The 18887-nt window shown below is 40.4% G+C and carries 17 protein-coding genes; 15 read left to right on the forward strand and 2 right to left on the reverse strand.

What is annotated here, in order from left to right:
• The first annotated feature begins 38 nt into the window (after nucleotides 1–38).
• From rsmH to Arg41_RS03125, 15 genes are all read left to right on the forward strand, one after another.
• On the forward strand, nucleotides 39–962 hold the full coding sequence (rsmH, locus tag Arg41_RS03055; RefSeq protein ID WP_157722249.1) for a 16S rRNA (cytosine(1402)-N(4))-methyltransferase RsmH: 924 nt from the start codon (nucleotides 39–41) through the stop codon (nucleotides 960–962).
• A 4-nt stretch (nucleotides 963–966) separates the two neighbouring features.
• A complete protein-coding gene (ftsL, locus tag Arg41_RS03060) occupies nucleotides 967–1245 on the forward strand; it encodes a cell division protein FtsL (RefSeq protein WP_157722250.1) in 279 nt (92 codons plus the stop codon).
• 2 nt (nucleotides 1246–1247) lie between these two features.
• A complete protein-coding gene (locus tag Arg41_RS03065; protein WP_092342890.1) occupies nucleotides 1248–2972 on the forward strand; it encodes a peptidoglycan D,D-transpeptidase FtsI family protein in 1725 nt (574 codons plus the stop codon).
• 9 nt (nucleotides 2973–2981) lie between these two features.
• Nucleotides 2982–4454 (forward strand): UDP-N-acetylmuramoyl-L-alanyl-D-glutamate--2,6-diaminopimelate ligase, encoded by a 1473-nt coding sequence (locus Arg41_RS03070; protein WP_092486404.1) that lies wholly within the window; start codon nucleotides 2982–2984, stop codon nucleotides 4452–4454.
• Nucleotides 4454–5833, forward strand: a complete 1380-nt coding sequence (locus tag Arg41_RS03075) for a UDP-N-acetylmuramoyl-tripeptide--D-alanyl-D-alanine ligase (protein WP_092342892.1) — start codon at nucleotides 4454–4456, stop codon at nucleotides 5831–5833. Before Arg41_RS03070 ends, Arg41_RS03075 begins: the two co-directional genes overlap by 1 nt.
• Nucleotides 5833–6903: a phospho-N-acetylmuramoyl-pentapeptide-transferase gene (mraY, locus tag Arg41_RS03080; RefSeq protein WP_092490461.1), complete on the forward strand. Its 1071-nt coding sequence runs from the start codon at nucleotides 5833–5835 to the stop codon at nucleotides 6901–6903. Before Arg41_RS03075 ends, mraY begins: the two co-directional genes overlap by 1 nt.
• Nucleotides 6904–6915: 12 nt before the next feature.
• Nucleotides 6916–8331, forward strand: a complete 1416-nt coding sequence (gene murD, locus Arg41_RS03085) for a UDP-N-acetylmuramoyl-L-alanine--D-glutamate ligase (protein ID WP_092342894.1) — start codon at nucleotides 6916–6918, stop codon at nucleotides 8329–8331.
• On the forward strand, nucleotides 8315–9472 hold the full coding sequence (ftsW, locus tag Arg41_RS03090; protein ID WP_092342895.1) for a putative lipid II flippase FtsW: 1158 nt from the start codon (nucleotides 8315–8317) through the stop codon (nucleotides 9470–9472). The genes murD and ftsW overlap by 17 nt, the downstream gene beginning before the upstream one ends.
• A complete protein-coding gene (gene murG / locus Arg41_RS03095; protein WP_157722251.1) occupies nucleotides 9469–10542 on the forward strand; it encodes an undecaprenyldiphospho-muramoylpentapeptide beta-N-acetylglucosaminyltransferase in 1074 nt (357 codons plus the stop codon). Before ftsW ends, murG begins: the two co-directional genes overlap by 4 nt.
• A gap of 365 nt (nucleotides 10543–10907) precedes the next feature.
• Entirely contained in the window at nucleotides 10908–12311 is a 1404-nt protein-coding gene (murC, locus tag Arg41_RS03100) for a UDP-N-acetylmuramate--L-alanine ligase (protein ID WP_092342897.1), read from the forward strand.
• Complete coding sequence (locus Arg41_RS03105) at nucleotides 12298–13236, forward strand: D-alanine--D-alanine ligase (protein ID WP_092342898.1); 939 nt, start codon at nucleotides 12298–12300, stop codon at nucleotides 13234–13236. The genes murC and Arg41_RS03105 overlap by 14 nt, the downstream gene beginning before the upstream one ends.
• On the forward strand, nucleotides 13226–13966 hold the full coding sequence (locus tag Arg41_RS03110) for a cell division protein FtsQ/DivIB (RefSeq protein WP_092342899.1): 741 nt from the start codon (nucleotides 13226–13228) through the stop codon (nucleotides 13964–13966). The genes Arg41_RS03105 and Arg41_RS03110 overlap by 11 nt, the downstream gene beginning before the upstream one ends.
• Nucleotides 13963–15213 (forward strand): cell division protein FtsA, encoded by a 1251-nt coding sequence (gene ftsA / locus Arg41_RS03115; RefSeq protein ID WP_092342900.1) that lies wholly within the window; start codon nucleotides 13963–13965, stop codon nucleotides 15211–15213. The genes Arg41_RS03110 and ftsA overlap by 4 nt, the downstream gene beginning before the upstream one ends.
• Nucleotides 15214–15235: 22 nt before the next feature.
• On the forward strand, nucleotides 15236–16402 hold the full coding sequence (gene ftsZ, locus Arg41_RS03120; protein ID WP_092342901.1) for a cell division protein FtsZ: 1167 nt from the start codon (nucleotides 15236–15238) through the stop codon (nucleotides 16400–16402).
• Between the two features lie 45 nt (nucleotides 16403–16447).
• A complete protein-coding gene (locus Arg41_RS03125) occupies nucleotides 16448–17314 on the forward strand; it encodes a methyltransferase domain-containing protein (protein WP_092342902.1) in 867 nt (288 codons plus the stop codon).
• Nucleotides 17315–17338: 24 nt separating this feature from the next.
• On the opposite strand, the gene Arg41_RS03130 is transcribed toward Arg41_RS03125, so the two are convergent.
• Both Arg41_RS03130 and Arg41_RS03135 read right to left on the reverse strand, forming a co-directional pair.
• Nucleotides 17339–17902, reverse strand: coding sequence for a hypothetical protein (locus tag Arg41_RS03130; protein ID WP_092342903.1), 564 nt, complete (start codon nucleotides 17900–17902; stop codon nucleotides 17339–17341).
• Nucleotides 17903–17970: 68 nt separating this feature from the next.
• Nucleotides 17971–18744, reverse strand: a complete 774-nt coding sequence (locus Arg41_RS03135) for an enoyl-CoA hydratase-related protein (RefSeq protein WP_092342904.1) — start codon at nucleotides 18742–18744, stop codon at nucleotides 17971–17973.
• Nucleotides 18745–18887: the final 143 nt, after the last annotated feature.

The raw sequence follows: 18887 nt of genomic DNA on the forward strand, positions 1-18887 counted from the left end.
TGTTAGTCTAATTTCATGAATATTGGAGATCCTCGATCTTGGCTGATAAATATACGCATAATTCAGTTTTGTGTCATTTGGTTATTTCTCATTTGTCGAAGCATCCTGCTTCCATGGTTGTGGATGCTACGTTTGGTAGGGGGGGTCATAGCAGGGCTATTTTATCAGTATTGCCTGCTGATGGTCGTTTGTGGGCATTCGACCGAGATCCATTTGCGGCTGAATCCGCTAGTCTTATCGATGATGGCAGATTTGTTTTCATTCACTCTAGGTTTAGTCAATTGCGTCAACAGTTGTTAGCCTTGGGAGTGAACAGTGTGTCAGATATTGTAATGGACTTGGGAGTGAGTAGTCCGCAGATTGATGATCCTGATCGTGGTTTTAGTTTTCTTCGAAATGGTCCGTTGGATATGCGTATGGATTGTTGTGGTCAAAGTGCATCGGAATGGATTTCAACGGCATCGATTCTTGAAATGTCCTCAGTATTTAAGAGCTATGGTGAAGAGCGTTTTGCAAAAAGGATAGCTGCGGAAATAGATTGTGAGCGCAAGAAAAATCCGATAACGACTACGGGACAACTTGCCAGTTTGATCTCCCGGGTGGTTCCTTTTACTGAGAAAGGAAAGCATCCAGCAACGCGTGTTTTTCAATCTATTCGTATACACATAAATAATGAATTGGAAGAGCTAGAATCAGCTCTGCAGCAATCATGCAGTTTGTTGGTTAGGGGTGGACGTCTAATAGTGATAAGCTTTCATTCGTTGGAGGATAGAATAGTTAAGCAGTTTATCAGATCTATGTCTAAGCCGAATGTTGCCAGAAACCTCCCTTTACGGGAGAGTGATATGCCGAGTCCGTCTATGAAAATTATCGGCAAATTTCGTCCCGATGACGATGAGATAGGTGGAAATAGGCGGTCTCGTAGTGCTATTTTACGTGTGGCAGAAAAAATATGGGAGTGATTGTGTGCGCTTGGGGCGGCTGGATGTGCTGTTGGTTATTATTTTGCTTGCAACGTCAATGGGGCTAGTTTTTTCGCGTTATCAAGCACGTAAGTTGTATTTTTCCATAACCCAGCAACAGTCTATTGCTAGGGAGTTGGATGTTAAATTCTCGCAGCTACAGTTGGAGGAGACAGCTTACAGTATGCGATTTCGTCTACAAGGCATTGCTAGTCGTAGGTTGGGGTTGGTTGCTCCCAAAAATACTAGGGTTGTGCGCTTATCATCACGATCGGCAAATTAATTATGATTAAGGTTTATTTTAAGAATTACAAAAGGGGAGCCGGGTACTTGTCCCGTTGGCGCACTAATTTCGTACATGGTTGTTTTTTTTTAGGTTTTTCTATATTGCTGTTGCGGGCCATTTATTTGCAAGCTGTTCTTGATCATTACTTACTTAAGAAAGGCCAGGCGATTAGCAGTCATGTTGTTGATATACCTGCTAGCCGTGGACGTATACTGGATAGATCCGGGGTTGTTTTAGCAATGAGTGTTCCCGTGCGTTCTGTATGGTTATCCCCGTCAGATTTTTCGTTGGGACGTTTCAAAGATGATGCGGATCGACAACGACGATTCTATTCTCTGAAAAAATTATTGAATGTCAAAGATTCATTTTTCCAAGATAAGATTCATTCGCATTCAGATTGGGTATGCGTAAAAAAAAATGTACCCCCTAGGATTGCCCACCAAATTGCTGATCTTGATGTTCCTGGTATTTATCTACAACGAGACTACAAAAGATACTATCCCGCACGAGAAAGTGCTGCTCAGCTGGTAGGTATAAATGACGTTAATGATTTAGGTCAAAGTGGAGTAGAACGACTTTTTGAGAATGTTCTTCGTGGTACATCTGGATCTCGGCGTGTTTTGCGCGACAGAAAGGGCCGAGCAGTTGATGATGTTGAGGCAATTAGAGTTCCAGTACAGGGCAAGGATGTGGTGTTGTCTATTGACCATAATCTGCAAGAGGAGACATATAATGCGTTGTTGGAAAAAGTTAAAGAAACTGGGGCTGCAGCAGGTTCAGCTATGGTAGTTGATACATTAACCGGTGAAATTTTAGCACTGGTTAATGTTCCTTCACTGAACCCAAATAACCGTCGCTACTTTAGGTGGTCTAATTTTCGTAATCGTGCTTTTACTGATATGTTCGAACCTGGGTCAACGATGAAACCTTTTGCCGTATCATTGGCTCTTGAACAGCATAAAGTGATCCCGGGCACAGTTATAAATACTGAAGGGGGACATTTTAGAGTCGGGACATCCCGAATTTCTGATATGCATCCAACTGATCATCTTACGGTTACTCAGATTGTACAGAAGTCAAGTAACATAGGTATGTCTAAGATTGCTTTGATGCTAAGTTGTGCTTCCATGTGGAGAGTGTTGCACCAATTGGGATTTGGGCAACTTACCGAATTGGGTTTTGGCGGTGAAGCTGCAGGTATTCTTAAGCCGGGTTCTAAGTGGAGAAAAATTGAACAGGTAACTATTTCTTACGGTCAGGGAATTTCCGTTACGCTTGCACAGCTAGTTCGTGCTTATACTGTTTTTGCTAGGCAAGGGCAGGTTATTCCTCTGACAATTCTAAAGACTGACAAAATTGCTGTTGGTTCTCGTGTTTTTTCGCCTGAAACAATGAGCATGATGATTAATATTTTGGCTACTGTTGTTGAGAATGGTGGTACGGCGTTGCGAGCGAAGATTGATGGCTACCGTGTTGGAGGAAAGACTGGTACGGCATATAAGGTACGCGGTGGCCGTTATGTCCACCGATACGTTGCTTCGTTTGTGGGCTTGGCTCCTCTCTCACATCCACGTTTCGTAGTTGGCGTTATGATTGACGATCCCAAGGGAGTTAATCATTATGGTGGCAGTGTTGCTGCTCCTGTTTTTCATACAATAATGTTGTCTGCGTTGCGTAGGTTTATTATTTCTCCCGACCGAGATGAGCCAGATGTTTTCCATTGAGTAGTATTAATGAATGTTGCTGCTATTTTTGAGAAATTGCTCTGCCAAGGTTTGGCATCTGTGGAGAGTATAAGTTCGGACTCACGAGAAGTTCAGGTTGGTGATGTTTTTTTAGCATATCCAGGTATATCTTCAGATGGACGTCGTTACATACGTGAAGCAGTGTTTCGTGGCTGTGCCGCTGTTATTTATGAAAGTGGTGATAATTTTGTTTGGTCAGAGGATATTATATGTCCTCACATAGGGTGTTCAAATATTGTTGAATACTTAGGTGAAATAGCTCAGTATGTGTATCACCACCCCTCGTCTCGGTTGCACGTTACGGCTGTTACCGGAACTAATGGAAAAACAACCGCTGTATCATGGTTGTCTTTCCTATACGATCGGTGCAACTATTCTGGTGCTTCTATCGGTACTTTGGGTTGGGGGAAGTGCGGTGATTTAAGGCCTCATGGTTTGACTACACCGAATACAGTATCTCTACATAGCTATTTGTCGCATTTTGAAAAACATGGAGTTACTCATGTGGCATTGGAGGCGTCATCTATTGGGTTGGAACAATCGAGACTTCAAGGCATAGATGTTGATGTAGTTGTGTTAACCAATTTGCAGACTGATCATTTGGACTATCATAAAACTAATGATAATTATGCTCGCTCCAAAGAAATGTTATTTCAGCGGGATTTCAGTTGTGCAGTGGTTAATAGTGACGATCCATTTGGTAGGTTTCTTAATTCTTCATACAACAGCGGCCGTAGTAGTTGGGTAACGTTTGGGATAGACCCAGAATTTAGTCATGATGTTACAGCCTCTGATATAACTACAAGTGAGTCTGGGATTGTCTGTAAGATATCTGTGTTTGGTGAAGAAATGCAAATTTCATTGCCAATATATGGTTTGCACAGTCTCTCGAATTTTTTAGCTGTTTTATCGGTGCTAGTGGTTCAGGGGGCGCAATGGAAAGAATCATTGTTCTATGCTAGGAGTTTGCCTGGATTGCCTGGACGATTGGAACCTATTCATGGAGAAGGTGATGATTGTTTTGTTTGGGTAGATTATGCGCATACTCCAGATGCTATGGCTGCTGTTTTGAGTACATTGAGAAGCTGGATGAATATTGATCAGAGATTGGTTTGTATTTTTGGTTGTGGTGGTGATAGAGATCGATCAAAACGCCCTCAAATGGGCGCCGTAGCCTGTTCATATGCTGATCAAGTTATTTTGACGGAAGACAATCCTAGGGGTGAAGAGTCAGCGCGGATTATACGTGATATTTTGCCAGGATGTCATGATGCTCCGTTTGTTTATGTGATTTATGATAGATATGATGCCATTGTTAGTACCATCTTGTCGGTTAGAGCGGGTGATGTTGTGGTCATAATGGGAAAAGGGCATGAAGATTATCAAGAAATAGATTCTGTTAGACATCTATTTTCGGATAGGGTAATAGCTAGCGAAGCATTAGCGAGGAGGAAAAGGTAATGATTAAAATGAAATTGTCTCGTTTGGCTGCTGTATTGGGCGGTGAGCACTATGGTGAAGATTTAACCTTTCATGGTGTCGAGACTGATACGCGCAGTCTATCTGAAGACTCTTCTTTAGTATTGTTTGTTGCCCTGAAAGGTTCTCGTTTTGATGGGCATAATTTTTTGGAAATGGCAGAGAAAAAGGGTGTTCTTGCCTTTCTAGTTTCATCGCCAGAGTTATTGCCGACTAATGCATCTGCTGTAGTGGTTCCAGATACCACTAAAGCATTGTTATTGATGGCAGCTCAGTGGCGTAACAATTTTTCTATTCCTGTGGTGTGTATAGCCGGAAGTAATGGTAAAACTACGGTGCGTTCTATGATTTCCACTATTCTCGAGGAGGCGTTTGGGGCAGGTAATTATCTGGATACAATTGGCAATTTTAATAATCATATAGGAGTTCCCAAGAGCTTATTTAATCTTAACTCAAGACATCGAGTTGCTGTTGTCGAGGTTGGGATGAATCATCCTGGGGAGATGTGTTCTCTTCTTACAGCAGTTAAACCTACTATTTCCGTGGTTACAAATACGTTTCGGGAGCATATTGGATTTATGAAATCCTTGGAGGCTATTGCAAGGGAGAATGGGGAGGCTTACAGTCTTACTTCAGAGTCTGGTGTTTGCATTATTAATCACGACGATGGATTTTTCCCTTGGTATGTGCAGCAATCATCTTCTCGTCGTCAAATTTGGTTTGGGCATCGCTACAACAGTCATGTTTCTGCTGTTGCACATACACGTAGTAATGGGCAAGTGGTTGAGATATTTTATAAAAATAGGAGTTATAGGTTCCATTTATCATTGTTTGGTGCACATAATGTCATGAATGCCATGGCTGCTTTTTCTGTGGGGGTGACTTTAGGTATTTCCGGTGATGTTATTGCTTATGCTTTATCCAAATTTTCCGCTATCAGTGGTCGCTTGAATTATCTGAAAGGTATTTTGGGATGTGAGCTAATAGATGATACTTATAATGCTAATCCTGATTCTACCCGTTTTGCTATTGATGCTCTTGTCTCTTCCTTTTCTAAACGAAGGAAATTTTTGGTTATGGGTGATATGGCGGAAATGGGTTCATTTTCACCGAAAGTTCATCAAGAAATTGTTCGTTATGCTCGTTACAATGGGGTTAGCAAACTATTTTTAATAGGTAGTGATGCTACTTCTATGGCTCCATTTTTTGGTAAGGAAGCTATTTGTTGTCGTACCGTAGAGCAGCTGGTTGCTTCTTTAAAATTGTGTATTGCTGCTGATGTGATTGTTTTGGTTAAAGGTTCCCGTTTTATGCGGATGGAACAAGTGGTGGCGGAATTGGTTGAAAAAGGAGAGGGCTGATGGTTCTGTTGCCATTATTGCCCTGTTCTAGCTCCACCCTTTTTATTCGTAGTTTTGCCTCATTTATGACCAGTTTTTTGGCAGCACTAATTTTGGGCAAGCCTTTCATAGGATTTCTGCAGAGACATAATATAGATCAGAGTATTCGTGAGTTTGGTCCATCATCTCATTACTCCAAAGAAGGAACACCATCTATGGGTGGTGTTTTAGTCATTTTTTTGGTTACCGTTTCTTGCTCAATTTGGACAAAGATTGCCAATCGCTTCGTAATCACATTGCTTTTTGTTATGTGGTCGTACGGAGGAATTGGGTTTTGGGACGACTATAGGAAGATGACCGGTAGATCGTACCACGGACTGTCGGCGATTCATAAATATTTTTTGCAATCATTGTTGGCTGTTGTGGTCATTGTTTTTTTGCTTTGCTTGTCTAGAAGTATACCGGTTGATATCTTTTCTTATTTGTCTATTCCTTATCATGGTTTCGTTCGTTACCCAGCGGGGGTTGTAGGATTTTGTGTTCTTAGTTATTTCGTTTTGGTTGGATCGGCTAATGCCGTTAACCTTACTGATGGTCTAGATGGTTTAGCAATTTTTCCTGTTATTTTGTCTGTTTCTTTTTTTGCTTTACTAGCAGCTCTTATGACGCATGTTCACAAAGCTGAGCTCGATTTTTTATCATTAGCTGCTGGGATCAATGAAGTTTTGGTATTTTGTACTGCTCTAATTGGGTCAGGATTAGGTTTTTTATGGTTTAACGTTCATCCTGCTCGTATTTTCATGGGTGATGTTGGTTCTTTGTCTTTGGGTGCTGTTTTGGGTGCTTTGGCCATTATTTTTCGCCAAGAGATCGTTTTTTTTGTTCTTTCTTTAATTTTTGTGTCTGAAACTTTGTCTGTAATTGTTCAGGTTCTCTCGAGACGCTTATTCAAGAAAAAGGTATTTCTTATGGCTCCGTTTCATCATCATTTCGAGCTAAATGGTTGTTCTGAAACGACTATAGTGGTGAGATTTTGGATTTTGGCTATGGTGTTTTTTGTGGCTGCCGTGTTTTTATTTTTTAACTCATGATTTTATCCATATATGTCTCGTGATTTTAAAGAAGATATTTTTTTTCAAAGTGACTTTTTGGTGCGCCTGGTTGATAAGCGCGTTGTTGTTATGGGGCTTGGATTATCTGGTTTTTCCATGGTCAAGTTTTTGTATCCATATGTGAGATCAATTAGTGTAGTTGATGATCGTGTTTGTCCTCCCTATTATGCAGAGTGTCAGCGTCAGTTTCCTGAATTGCCAGTTCAATGTGGATCATTATTTGTAGACAGCAGTTCATTTGACTGTGTGTGTTTATCTTCTGGTTTATCTCGTAGTCGTGATGAGATACGTCCGTTTGTAGAAGCTGGTATTCCTGTTTTTGGGGAGATAGAACTTTTTGCCCAGCTTAATCCTAGTAAGTTTTCTAAGGTTATTGCTATCACAGGCTCTAATGGAAAGACTACTACGGTTTCACTTGTTGCTCATTTGCTCCAATTTTTAGGATACAGCGCTGTTACTATAGGTAATATTGGATATCCTGTTTTAGATTTTTACTCTTCAATGATAAGTTGGCCGGATTTTTTAGTCTTGGAGCTATCTAGTTTTCAGCTTGAAAATACTTTTAGTTTGCGCAAGGATGTGAGTACATTTCTCAATATTGTTTCTGACCACATAGACTACCACGGTGATTTTGTCTCCTATCGAAATGCCAAGTATAGAGTTCACGATTGTTCATCGATGTTGGTGATTAATGATGATGATGAGTTTTTACATGAGCTTATATCTTGTGACGCTCCTTCTATTCATTATTCGTTGCATGAAGATGATAGTGATTTTACTATCAAAGATAATAGTATTTTTTATCATCAATCTATAATTGGGAGTTTGGATTCATTTTCTCTGTTTGGGGTTGCTAATCGCTATAATATGTTGGCAGCGCTGTCAGTTTGTTATGCAATGGTCGGGGATGAGATTTTTAATTCGACACCGTCTTGGTCGAAATTTGAACCATTACCTCATAGAAATACTTATGTTGCTACCTACGGAGGAGTTAGTTTTTACAATGACTCAAAGGCAACTAATGTTGGCGCAACAACTGTTTCATTGCAGAATTTCTATGGTCGTGTCATTCTTCTCCTTGGTGGTATTGCCAAGGGTCAAGATTTTTCGTCTTTACGCGGGGTCGTTGCTCATCGCGTCAAGATGGTATTTGTTTTTGGGCAAGATGCTTTTGCTATTATCAAGAGTATATATGGTGCTGTTCCTATTGTTCGCGTTGATAATTTAAAGGAAGCTGTCGACGCTTCATTTTCTTGTGCGCTCCCGGGGGATACGGTGTTGCTGTCACCATCTTGTTCTAGTTTTGACCAATTTCGCGATTTTCAGGCTAGAGGGAATTTATTTTGCCAATATGTTTGCAATTTGGTAGCTTCTCCAAAAAGAGGTAGTGATGGGGTATCAGCATAAAAATAATAGCCTATTCTCTATACCCATTGATAAAACGCTGTTATTGGTGGTTTTTTCATTGGCATTGTGGGGTTTGGTTATGGTGTACTCAGCCAGTATCTTTGTTGCTGATGCCGAGACCAATGGCGCAAATCCTCATCACTATGCTGTTCGTCATTTATTGTACTTGTTATATGCGTCATTAATCGGATTCTTGTCCTTTCATGTTCCTTCTCGGTGGTGGCAAAAATCAGCTCCGATGATGTTTTTTATCGGTCTTATATTTTTGGTGGTTGTCTTGTTTCCTCATATAGGTTACTCAGTTAATGGTTCACGGCGATGGATTCATATGAAATTCTTGTCTGTTCAGCCATCGGAATTTATGAAGTTGTTGGCAATTTTTTACGCTGCAGATTATACGGTGCGTCGCGCTGCTATGATGCACAGCTTTAGATCAGGTTTTCTGCCGATGGTAATTGTAATGGTCATTGTTGGGGCACTATTGTTGAGAGAACCTGATTTTGGTGCTTTTGTTGTTATTGTTGTTACTGCAATGGCAATTTTGTTCTTAGGGGGGATCAATCCTCGTATATTTATTGTGCTTATGATTGTCCTTGCTTTGTCTTTTGCTTGCATAATTATTTTTTCTCAGTACCGTCGCCAGCGCTTATTTAACTTTATTGATCCGTGGGCGGATGAATTAGGTAAAGGTTATCAATTGGTTCATGCTTTAATCGCTTTTGGTAGAGGGGGTGTGTTTGGTACTGGATTGGGAGGTTCAATCGAGAAGTTATTTTATTTGCCAGAGGCATATAGTGATTTTTTGGTGGCGGTTATTGCCGAAGAACTTGGATTCATTGGTGTTTTTGTCTTGATTACGTTACTGGCGTTTTTAACTTACCGTGCTCTAGACATAGGGTGGCAATCGATTGCTTTGGGTAGGTCTTTTTCCGGCATGATGGCTCAGGGTATTGGTGTGTGCTTGGGGTTTCAGAGCATAGTAAGTCTTGGCGTTAATATGGGTCTCTTACCTACAAAAGGACTTACTTTGCCGCTAATGAGTTATGGTGGTTCAGCTCTACTGAGTAATGGTATCGCTCTGGGGATTCTTTTTCGTGTTGATTGGGAGAATCGTTGTTTGATGAGGGGGATAACACAGTGAGCCGTATTTGCATTATTGCTGGAGGTACCGGTGGTCATATTTTTCCTGGCTTAGTGTTAGCTAATGTTTTTTTGCAAAAAGGGGAAAAAGTATTTTGGTTGGGAAATGATTTTGGTATGGAGTATAAAATTGTTTCGGAAAATAATATTCCTTTTTTGTCAGTAAATTTTCGTGCTGTCCGTAATAGTGGTATTTTTAGTTGGCTTAAATTGCCTATAACGTTATCTTGTTCTTTGTATAGATCTCTGAGCTTTTTGCGCCGAGTTTGTCCAGATTTTGTTTTAGGCATGGGTGGTTATGTTTGTTTTCCTGTATACCTAGCTGCGTTTTTATTGCGAATACCATTTGTTATTCATGAACAGAATGCAATTGCTGGTATGGCTAACAGGGTTTGTTCGCCGCTGGCTCGGCTTCGTTTTTGCGCTTTTCCAAAAGTTTTACCAAATAGTTTTTATGTTGGCAATCCTGTGCGACCGGAGTTTTTAAGAGAGCAGGAGCCATATGTTCGTTTTAAAGGTCGTAATGGCTCACTTAGAGTGCTAGTTTTGGGTGGGTCAAAAGGCGCTGTAGTTCTTAACCAAATTGTTCCTAAAGCGGTTAATCTTTTGCCATTGACAAATAGGCCTGTTATCTATCATCAAACTGGATTCGGAAGAGAAAGTAGTGTTAGGGATGCTTACGGTACTTATGAGACGGTAAAGGTATTTGAATTTACAAGTGATATTATTGAAATATATAGGGATGTTGATTTTGTGATTTGCCGTGCTGGAGCTATGACGGTGACGGAGTTAACTGTGCTCGGTTTGGCTGCTCTGTTTATTCCATACCCTTATGCTGTTGATAATCATCAAATGCTGAATGCACAGTTTTGTGTGTCGGCGGGGTCGGCTTATGTTTTATGTCAAGATAATTTGACTGCTGAGTGGTTATCTGATTTTTTGTCGTCTCTTACTCGTGGTAGATGCCTGGAAATGGCTGAAAGGGCACGCAGTATATCAAAGACTCAAGCGGCACGAGAAATAGTTGAAGAGTGTTATCAGGTTCTTTTGTCTAAGTATAAAACATCATAATACGATTCTATTGGTGTTTTTTGTTATGCAAAAAATATTTCGTTAGTTACTTTACCTATTTTGGAAAGGCTTGTTGATTTTTGTATAAATTTGAATACTAAGAATAATAAATTGCCGCTAATTTAATCTTTCCGTAGAAATATAGGACAGTGTTTTGTAGTAGGTACTGCACAGAAAGCCATAGCTCAATGCTGTAGTGAAAATTTTCCAAAAAGATAAATAACTGTTGAGTAGTGTTTTGTAAAAAGCAGTTGAAGTATTAATAGTATGTCATAGAGGTATTTTGGTTTGTAGTTTTAGAAATAAGTTAGTGGCTACTGAAAAGTTATATAGTTTGTTATTACTAGAGACGTGTGGTATAGGTGATGAAACGCAAAATTAATCATGTTCATTTTGTTGGTATTGGCGGTTCCGGTATGAGTGGGATTGCGGAAGTTCTAATGGAATTGGGATACACAGTTTCTGGTTCTGATATTACTCCTACAGAGGTTACCGATCGGCTTTTTAGACTAGGGGCAGTTATATTTATTGGGCACGATGCTAGCAATATAGGGAATTCTCAAATTATTGTGCAATCTTCTGCTATCAGTATTGATAATGTTGAGATAGTTGAAGGTCTTAGAAGATCGATTCCTGTTATTCCTCGCGCAAAAATGTTATCTGATTTAATGAGACTCAAAAGAGGTATTGCAGTTGCTGGAACTCATGGAAAAACTACTACAACTAGTTTGATTGTAGAGATTTTATGTTGTTCTGGTCGAGATCCAACGTTTGTTATTGGAGGTTGTTTAGGTGATCACAACCACGGGGCTTCCTTAGGTAAAGGGGAAGATATTGTGGTTGAGGCTGATGAATCTGATAGAACTTTTTTATTGTTTCGTCCCGTAATAAATGTTGTGACGAATATAGATTCAGATCATATGCAAACTTATGATCATGACTTCAATAGGTTGCTACAGGCCTTTTTAGAGTTTATTGACAGTATTCCTTTTTATGGATTTTCTTTTTTATGTAATGACGATCCGAATATTAAATTTTTGTTGCCTAGTGTAACAAGGCCATTTTTTAAATACGGATTTTCATCCACAAGTGATATTAGAGCTAAGAATTGTTCTATCAATTTGTCTGGCTCATCCTTTATTGTTGAGCAGGATGGGTTTCCGTCTCTTTCAGTTGATACTCCATTGATCGGCGAACATAATGTACTTAATTGTTTGGCAGCAATTGGTGTTTGTAGACAACTTGAGGTAGATGATAAATTTATTCGAAAGGCCTTGCTTAATTTTTCAGGAATTTCTCGGCGATTACAGAGATACGATAATGTTTGTTTGTACGGATGTTTATGTAGTTTGGTTGATGATTATGGACATCACCCTGTAGAGATTGCTGTTACTACTAAAGCTATTAGACAAGTATTAAAAAATAGGAGGATTATCCTAGTTTTTCAGCCGCATCGAGTAACTCGAACAATAGATTTATTTCAGGAATTTGTTACTGTTTTGTCCAGTGTGGACGAGTTGATTATGTTGCCTGTTTATACTGCTGGTGAGGAGATAATACAAGAGGAGTGTTTGTCAAAAAAATTGATAGAAGCAATGTTTGCCAATGGAGCTACTGTTTCTCCTTATTTTGTTGAAAGCTTGGATGATGCTTACAGTGTCATAGGAGATATAGTATGTAACGGTGATGTTATTTTAATTATGGGAGCTGGGTCTATTAGTAAGTTGAAGTCTATTATTTTTTCCAGAGCGGGTTATGAAAGAAAATAATGATTTGATTATTCGTTCCCGTAATCTTGGGCGAGTTGCAGTTTTGGTTGGCGGTGATTCCCATGAAAGAGAAATTTCATTAATGAGTCTTGATCAGGTTGCTGCGCTTATGACCAACCTAGAGATGATTTTTGATGTAGTAGATATTGGAACTGATAGAGTTTTTGATCTTAGGGCAGAAGGGTTTTCTCGTGCCCTGATTATAGCTCACGGTAAAAATGGTGAGGACGGACGTATTCAGGGATTATTGGATTTAATGAAAATTCCTTATACCGGGTCTGGAGCTTTGGCTGCTACTCAAGGTTTTAATAAGTGGTTGAGTAAGTTAGTTTGGCAGAGTGTGGGTTTATCTGTTCCAAGAGGGAGATTAGTTTCAAACTATAGGGAGTGTGTAGATTTTTTTCATCAACTGGGTGCTCAGTTAATTATTAAACCTATGCGGGGTGGCTCGACAAATGGTGTGTACACAATCAGTGACGAATCTGATTTGCTAGCTGCATATGATGAAGCTAAGAAACTTGATGATTATTTGATATTAGAAGAGTTTATTGATGGTTATGAGCTCACTTGCGGTATTTATTATGATGATGCACTTCCGGTGATTCGTATTGATCATCCAGGAACAGTATATGATTACTACGAAAAGTATTTTGGTAATCGTACTAAGTATTACTGTCCATCTGATATTCCAGTCCATCTGGATGATGAGTTTAGGTCTGCTACTGTTTCAGCGGCTAAGTCTATAGGCTGTCACTTTTGGGGACGTGTTGATGCTATTGCTAGAGAAGATAAGGTGTATCTTTTGGAAATGAATATTGCTCCAGGATTAACTCCCCATTCTTTGTATCCGATGGCTTTGCGGGCAGCTAATATTACTCTAGAGGAATTTTTGGTGAATTTGTTGGAGAATTGTCGTGTGGGATAAGCCGTCTTGGTTAAATCAGATATCTGCTGTTTTAATTGTTTTAAGTTTTATTACTTACTTAACAGCGGCATGGTCATGGGTAAAGCGGCAATCATCTTTTTCTATAGATCAGGTTTTAATTCAGGGTTATTGGCATCATATTGATTTGAATCAGCTAAGGGAAGTGGCAATAAATTCTATATGCGGAAATTTTTTTGGGATTGATTTGGATAGGTTGCGATATTCATTTGAATTAATTCCGTGGGTATCACACGCAACGGTTAAGCGTTTGTGGCCCTGGCGTATTTTTATAACTCTTTATGAGCATGTGCCAGTAGTGAGGTGGGGAAAGGATAGGTTGATAAGTAGGGAGGGTGTTTTATTTTCTGGTACGGTGGATGGTAATTTTCCTGTTTTATTTGGGCCAGAAGGAACTCACCAGGAAATGATATTAGCATATAGACAATTGGAAGAAATTTTGAATCCTATTCATCTTAGTATTAGTAAAATTAATCTATCACCAACTTATTCTTGGGAAATTGTCCTGAAAAGCGGCATGGTTATAAGAGTTGGGTCAGACTTCAAACAAGATCGTGCAATTGGCAGAGTACAGCGATTTGCTGAAAGTTATAAGATTTTGAATGTTGATAAAAATGAAATTAGGTCTGTAGATTTGCGTTATCCGAATGGTTTTTCTGTGAGTTTTAGTGAGAAGTATGGTCGAATGTTATTAAAAAGGGGCTACGGATGAGCCGCAATCGGGATTTGAATGGCATTGTTGTTGGGATTGACATTGGTACCTCAAAGGTAGCGTGCGCTGTTGCTGAAATATCTTCCATTGATTCCTCTCCTCGTGTTATTGGTTTTGGTTTGTGTCCTTCTCACGGACTGAAGAAGGGAGTGGTTGTTAATATTGAATCAACTGTTTATGCTATTCAGCAGGTAGTCAAAGATGCTGAGAACATGGCCAATACTCAAGTATCATTGGTTTGTGCTGGTATTACTGGTGGGCATGTCAGAGGGATGAATTCACACGGTATGGTAGCAATAAAAGATCGTGAGGTTCAGCGCGGTGACATAGACCGCGTTATTGAAACAGCACGTGCTGTGCTAATCCCAGCAGATCAGGATGTTTTGCATATTTTGACACAAGAGTTTACAGTTGACGGGCAAAGTGGTGTAAAAGATCCATTGGGTATGAGTGGTGTTCGTCTGGAAGTTAATGTCCATATCGTTTCTGGCGCAATTTCTGCTGCCCAAAATATAATCAAGTGTGTGCGAAGATGTAATTTAGAGATAGAAGATCTTGTTGTTCAGCCTTTTGCTTCAAGTCAGTCTACTTTGACCTCTGATGAAAAAGATCTTGGTGTTTGCTTAATAGATATCGGTGCTGGTACGACAGACTTGATGGTTTTTGTTGGGGGTGCTGTGCGTTATACTTCTGTTATTCCCATTGCTGGTAGTCAAGTGACTAGCGATATTGCTATTGCTTTGCATACGCCGATGAAAGATGCTGAGGCAATAAAGTGTCAGTATGGCTGTGCCCTTTGTGAGTTAGTTTCGGATGATGAACAAATTTCAGTTCCTAGTATAGGAGATCGTGCTGATAAATGTTTTTCCGCTGCTGTTCTTGCTGGTGTAATACAGCCGCGGCTAGAGGAGTTATTCGAGCTTATTCGCGATGAATTGATATATCATGGATTTGAGGATGTTTTATCTTCGGGTATTGTTATCACTGGGGGGACTGCTGAAATGACGGGTATTGAGGTATTGGCAGAGAGAATTTTCAGAATTCCAGTTAGGATTGGTCGCCCACGATACATTGGTCCGTTGTCTGATAAAGTGTGTTCACCCTCTTTGTCAACTCTTTACGGTTTGTTGATAGAGGCTCGTGATCAGTGTTACATGGAGCAGAGTGACCCTAAGAAGACTGCAATTTTTGCACCCATTTTGGGTTTTTTTTCAGGCATCCAGACTTGGTTTAAGGAAAATTTTTAGAATTTTATTCCCGGAGGAGGAAATGGTTTACTTAGAAGAGAAGCGAGAAAATACCATTATTCGTGTAATTGGTGTTGGTGGTGCCGGTGGGAATGCAGTAAGCCATATGATTAATCAGGGCATACAGGGTGTGGATTTCATTTGCGCTAATACTGATGCGCAAGTTTTGGCTCGTACCGGGGCTTCTGTCCTGATTCAGCTCGGTGAAACGGGTTTAGGTGCTGGTGCTAATCCTACTGTTGGTAGGGAGGCGGCGTTAAGTGATCGAGAAAGAATTGCAGATGCCATTCGCGGTGCTCACATGGTTTTTGTGACGGCAGGTATGGGTGGAGGAACGGGTACTGGTGCTGCTCCAGTTATTGCTGAAGTTGCTCGTGAAATGGGTATCTTGACCGTTGGTGTTGTTACCAAACCGTTTGAGTTCGAGGGTATGAAGAGGATGCGTGTGGCCTCTCAGGGGATTGAAGAGCTATCTTCGTCTGTGGACTCTATGATAGTTGTTTTGAACGAGAGACTTCAGGAAGTATTGGGTGAAGATATTACACAGAAGGAAGCTTTTAGAGCGGCTGATACTATTCTTTGCAATGCTGTTGCAGGTATTGCTGAGATTATTAATTCTCCAGGGATGATAAATGTTGACTTTCAGGATGTGTGTACGGTGATGAGCGAAAATGGTCGCGCCATGATGGGATCTTCGGTTGCTTCAGGACCAGATAGGGCTCGCGTTGCAGCTGAGAGAGCTATTTCTTGTCCGCTGTTGGAGGGGATCAACTTGTCTGGTGCTCGTGGTTTGCTAGTTAATATTACGTCATCCGAGTTGTCACTGAAGCTGAGAGAGCCGAAGGAAGTAATGAACATTATACGTTCTTATGCGGCGGAAGATGCAACGATTATTTACGGTGCTGTTTATGATAGTGAAATAGGTGATGATTTGCGAGTGACAGTGGTAGCAACAGGTTTGTCGGAAGTTGCTCCTACAGTGGATCCTAATCTTGCTGACAGGCGTCAGGTGGTTTCTTTGTCTTCATCATCTGGTCAAATAGATTATGATAATTTTGATGCTCCTGCTGTAATTCGTAGAAGAGAGCAGAGGGTAACTTCATCTGGATCAATTCATGATAGATCTGGTAGAGGAGGCGGGGTAGAGGTTTTGGATATTCCTTCTTTTTTGCGAAGGTCAGTTGAATGAGGTGTGAGTTTTGTTTTGTCTTAGTTTTTACGATGTTTTAGGCATATGGGATTGTTTGGCAGAGTTGATGTTGATTTGGGTCTTTATCGTCTGGTGGCTCAGTCTTTGTGTGATCGTCTTCAGGGTATTCGCAAACCGTCTTCTCCTTTAATCCTGGATCTTGCTTCGGGTCCGGGGGGTGCTTTCCCTGTTTTTTATCCTGTGTTTAATAACGGTCACTGGATACTTGTGGATTTAGTGGAGCGGTTTTTGCGGGAAGCAAGGTCACTTTATCGTCCTTCTTTTATTAAGTCGTACTTTAAAAACTATCGTTTAGACTGTATTAATGCTGATGTTAAAAAATTACCTCTGGCATCACGTTCTGTAGATGTTATGATTGCCAACCTAGTTTTGCCGTGCATAGTTGATCGACGAGCTGTTTTTCGTGAGTGGAGGCGGGTATTAAAGCCAGATGGTGTTTTTTTGTTCTCATTGCTAGGTCCGGATACTTTTCGTGAAATTCGGTGGGTATTTTCTTTTGCTGATTCGCATGCACATACCGAGCTGTTTCCTGATATGCATGATATTGCCGATGAACTTGTTCAAGCCGGTTTCCAAGATGTTGTGGTTGATGTAGATATAAGACAGACAATATATAGCGACTTCATTAGTCTTTGCAAAGATCTGAAAAAAATAGGAGTATTTCACGTTACTACCAACGGCAAGAGACAAGGGTTATTGTCGAGGGCGGCGTGGAAAATAGCAGTTGATAAGTATGAAACAATACGTCATGACAAAGGACTACCACTGACATGGGAATTAATTTTCGGTCATGCTTGGGGAGGGGGAGAAAAAGCCCCTCCCAGCAGGTCAGGCGAAGACTACGGCGTTGTAAGATTCTTCAGAAACAAGAAGGATGCAAGCCCGGTCTAAAATTTCTTCGCGAATGAAGGCATCCTACTTCTTATGGTGAGTATTTCCTTGCCCCGGGTTGGGAGTGACAACAGCGTGGGCTGGTTCTGTAACATGGGCAGCAAAAGCTGAGCGTACAGCTTCTATGCCCTGGCGTGAGGACTGAATTATCCAGTTACATGAATCCATCCAGAACGACAAAGCTTGTTTTCCAGAAGCACTCCACATATCCCCTTGCGGAGGAACCATTTGTTTGGATTGTTCGTCTATCATGCTATTTGCTACTTTTCCTACCTCAAGAAGATTTTTTTCTGCGGCACGTGTAGAATCCTCTGCTATTCCTAGTGTGGCATCGCAATTTTCTCGTGCAACGCCTAGCAATTTTCTCATTGTCGGTTGTAGCTCTTGAGCTTGGCTGGAAAAGCAGGAGCAAATACCCTCACTTTTTACAGCTGATCCCATATCAGACACAACTTCGGCCATGTAGTGGTTACTGTTTGAAACGGCATTATTTAACCGCTCGCCAGACTGTCTTAGCAAGTCAGCATTATTTTCAGCGATCTTTTTGGACGATTCCTGAAACTCAGACCAAACATTTTTTGTAGACATAATCCCAGTCCTTTCAAAAGGAATAACCTATCTTGCAGAGCAATAACTACAGTTGTCAATAATTTTTTTTACTCATTGTGGAATTCCGGTGATCTTTTCTCCAAAAAAGCAGACATCCCTTCCTTCTGGTCATGGGTTGAGAAACAAGAATAGAAAAGCTGTCTTTCCAAGTGAGTGCCAGCGAACAAAGAAGTTTCATATGAATTTATGACCGAAGATTTAATTTTCATTAATACTGGCAATGATAACGATCCGAGTTTTTGTGCTATTTCTTCGGCTTCAGTAATTAAATCTTTATCAGGGATAACCCTGCTTACCAATCCAGCAATGTCAGCCTCTTCAGCTGTTAGTATGCGAGCACTCATGCACATATCCATTGTTTTTGCTTTGCCGATGCTTCTTCCCAATCTTTGTGTTCCTCCTGCACCAGGTATTATTCCTAGATTAACTTCGGGTTGGCCAAATCGAGCACTATCAGCGGCTAGTATGATGTCGCACATTAAGGCTAATTCGCAGCCAGCACCAAGTGCATATCCGGAAACAGCCGCAATCAAAGGTTTGCGGAAACTGGATATAGGATCAAAATCACTAATGAAGTTCGATAGAAAAGACTCTGAGTGTGACAGAGATCTCATCATTTCTATGTCGGCGCCACTTGCAAAAAATTTTTCATGGCCGGTCAAAATTGCGCAATGTAACTTACTATCATTCTCTATGGTTAATAGATGAGACGATAGTTCCTGTAAAAGTTCACTATTTAGCGCATTACGAGTTTCTGGCCTATTTAGACGCAATATTGCATATTTTTCTCTTTTATCAAAAAGGACTAAATTTTCTGTCACTGGTTTCTCCAAATTCTATACCAAGATTAATAATAGTTAATGATGCATCAGGCTGGCATTCTACTATAATCGAATCTTGAGGTGTTCTTTTCCCAGTTTTGTTAAAAGCAAGTAGTGCAGGAAGATATTATTTACTTATAATA

The organism is Candidatus Ichthyocystis hellenicum (assembly GCF_001460935.1).
GTDB classification, from domain to species: domain Bacteria; phylum Pseudomonadota; class Gammaproteobacteria; order Burkholderiales; family 2013Ark19i; genus Ichthyocystis; species Ichthyocystis hellenicum.

Excerpts from the sequence above, each read along its gene's own strand:
- Arg41_RS03105 (WP_092342898.1), top strand. The coding sequence starts at position 12,298 with ATGAAAGAAAATAATGATTTGATTATTCGTTCCCGTAATCTTGGGCGA.
- murD (WP_092342894.1), top strand. The coding sequence starts at position 6,916 with ATGTCTCGTGATTTTAAAGAAGATATTTTTTTTCAAAGTGACTTTTTG.
- Arg41_RS03075 (WP_092342892.1), top strand. The coding sequence starts at position 4,454 with ATGATTAAAATGAAATTGTCTCGTTTGGCTGCTGTATTGGGCGGTGAG.
- Arg41_RS03125 (WP_092342902.1), top strand. The coding sequence starts at position 16,448 with ATGGGATTGTTTGGCAGAGTTGATGTTGATTTGGGTCTTTATCGTCTG.
- ftsA (WP_092342900.1), top strand. The coding sequence starts at position 13,963 with ATGAGCCGCAATCGGGATTTGAATGGCATTGTTGTTGGGATTGACATT.
- Arg41_RS03070 (WP_092486404.1), top strand. The coding sequence starts at position 2,982 with ATGAATGTTGCTGCTATTTTTGAGAAATTGCTCTGCCAAGGTTTGGCA.
- ftsW (WP_092342895.1), top strand. The coding sequence starts at position 8,315 with ATGGGGTATCAGCATAAAAATAATAGCCTATTCTCTATACCCATTGAT.
- mraY (WP_092490461.1), top strand. The coding sequence starts at position 5,833 with ATGGTTCTGTTGCCATTATTGCCCTGTTCTAGCTCCACCCTTTTTATT.
- ftsZ (WP_092342901.1), top strand. The coding sequence starts at position 15,236 with ATGGTTTACTTAGAAGAGAAGCGAGAAAATACCATTATTCGTGTAATT.
- Arg41_RS03130 (WP_092342903.1), bottom strand. The coding sequence starts at position 17,902 with ATGTCTACAAAAAATGTTTGGTCTGAGTTTCAGGAATCGTCCAAAAAG.
- Arg41_RS03065 (WP_092342890.1), top strand. The coding sequence starts at position 1,248 with ATGATTAAGGTTTATTTTAAGAATTACAAAAGGGGAGCCGGGTACTTG.
- murC (WP_092342897.1), top strand. The coding sequence starts at position 10,908 with ATGAAACGCAAAATTAATCATGTTCATTTTGTTGGTATTGGCGGTTCC.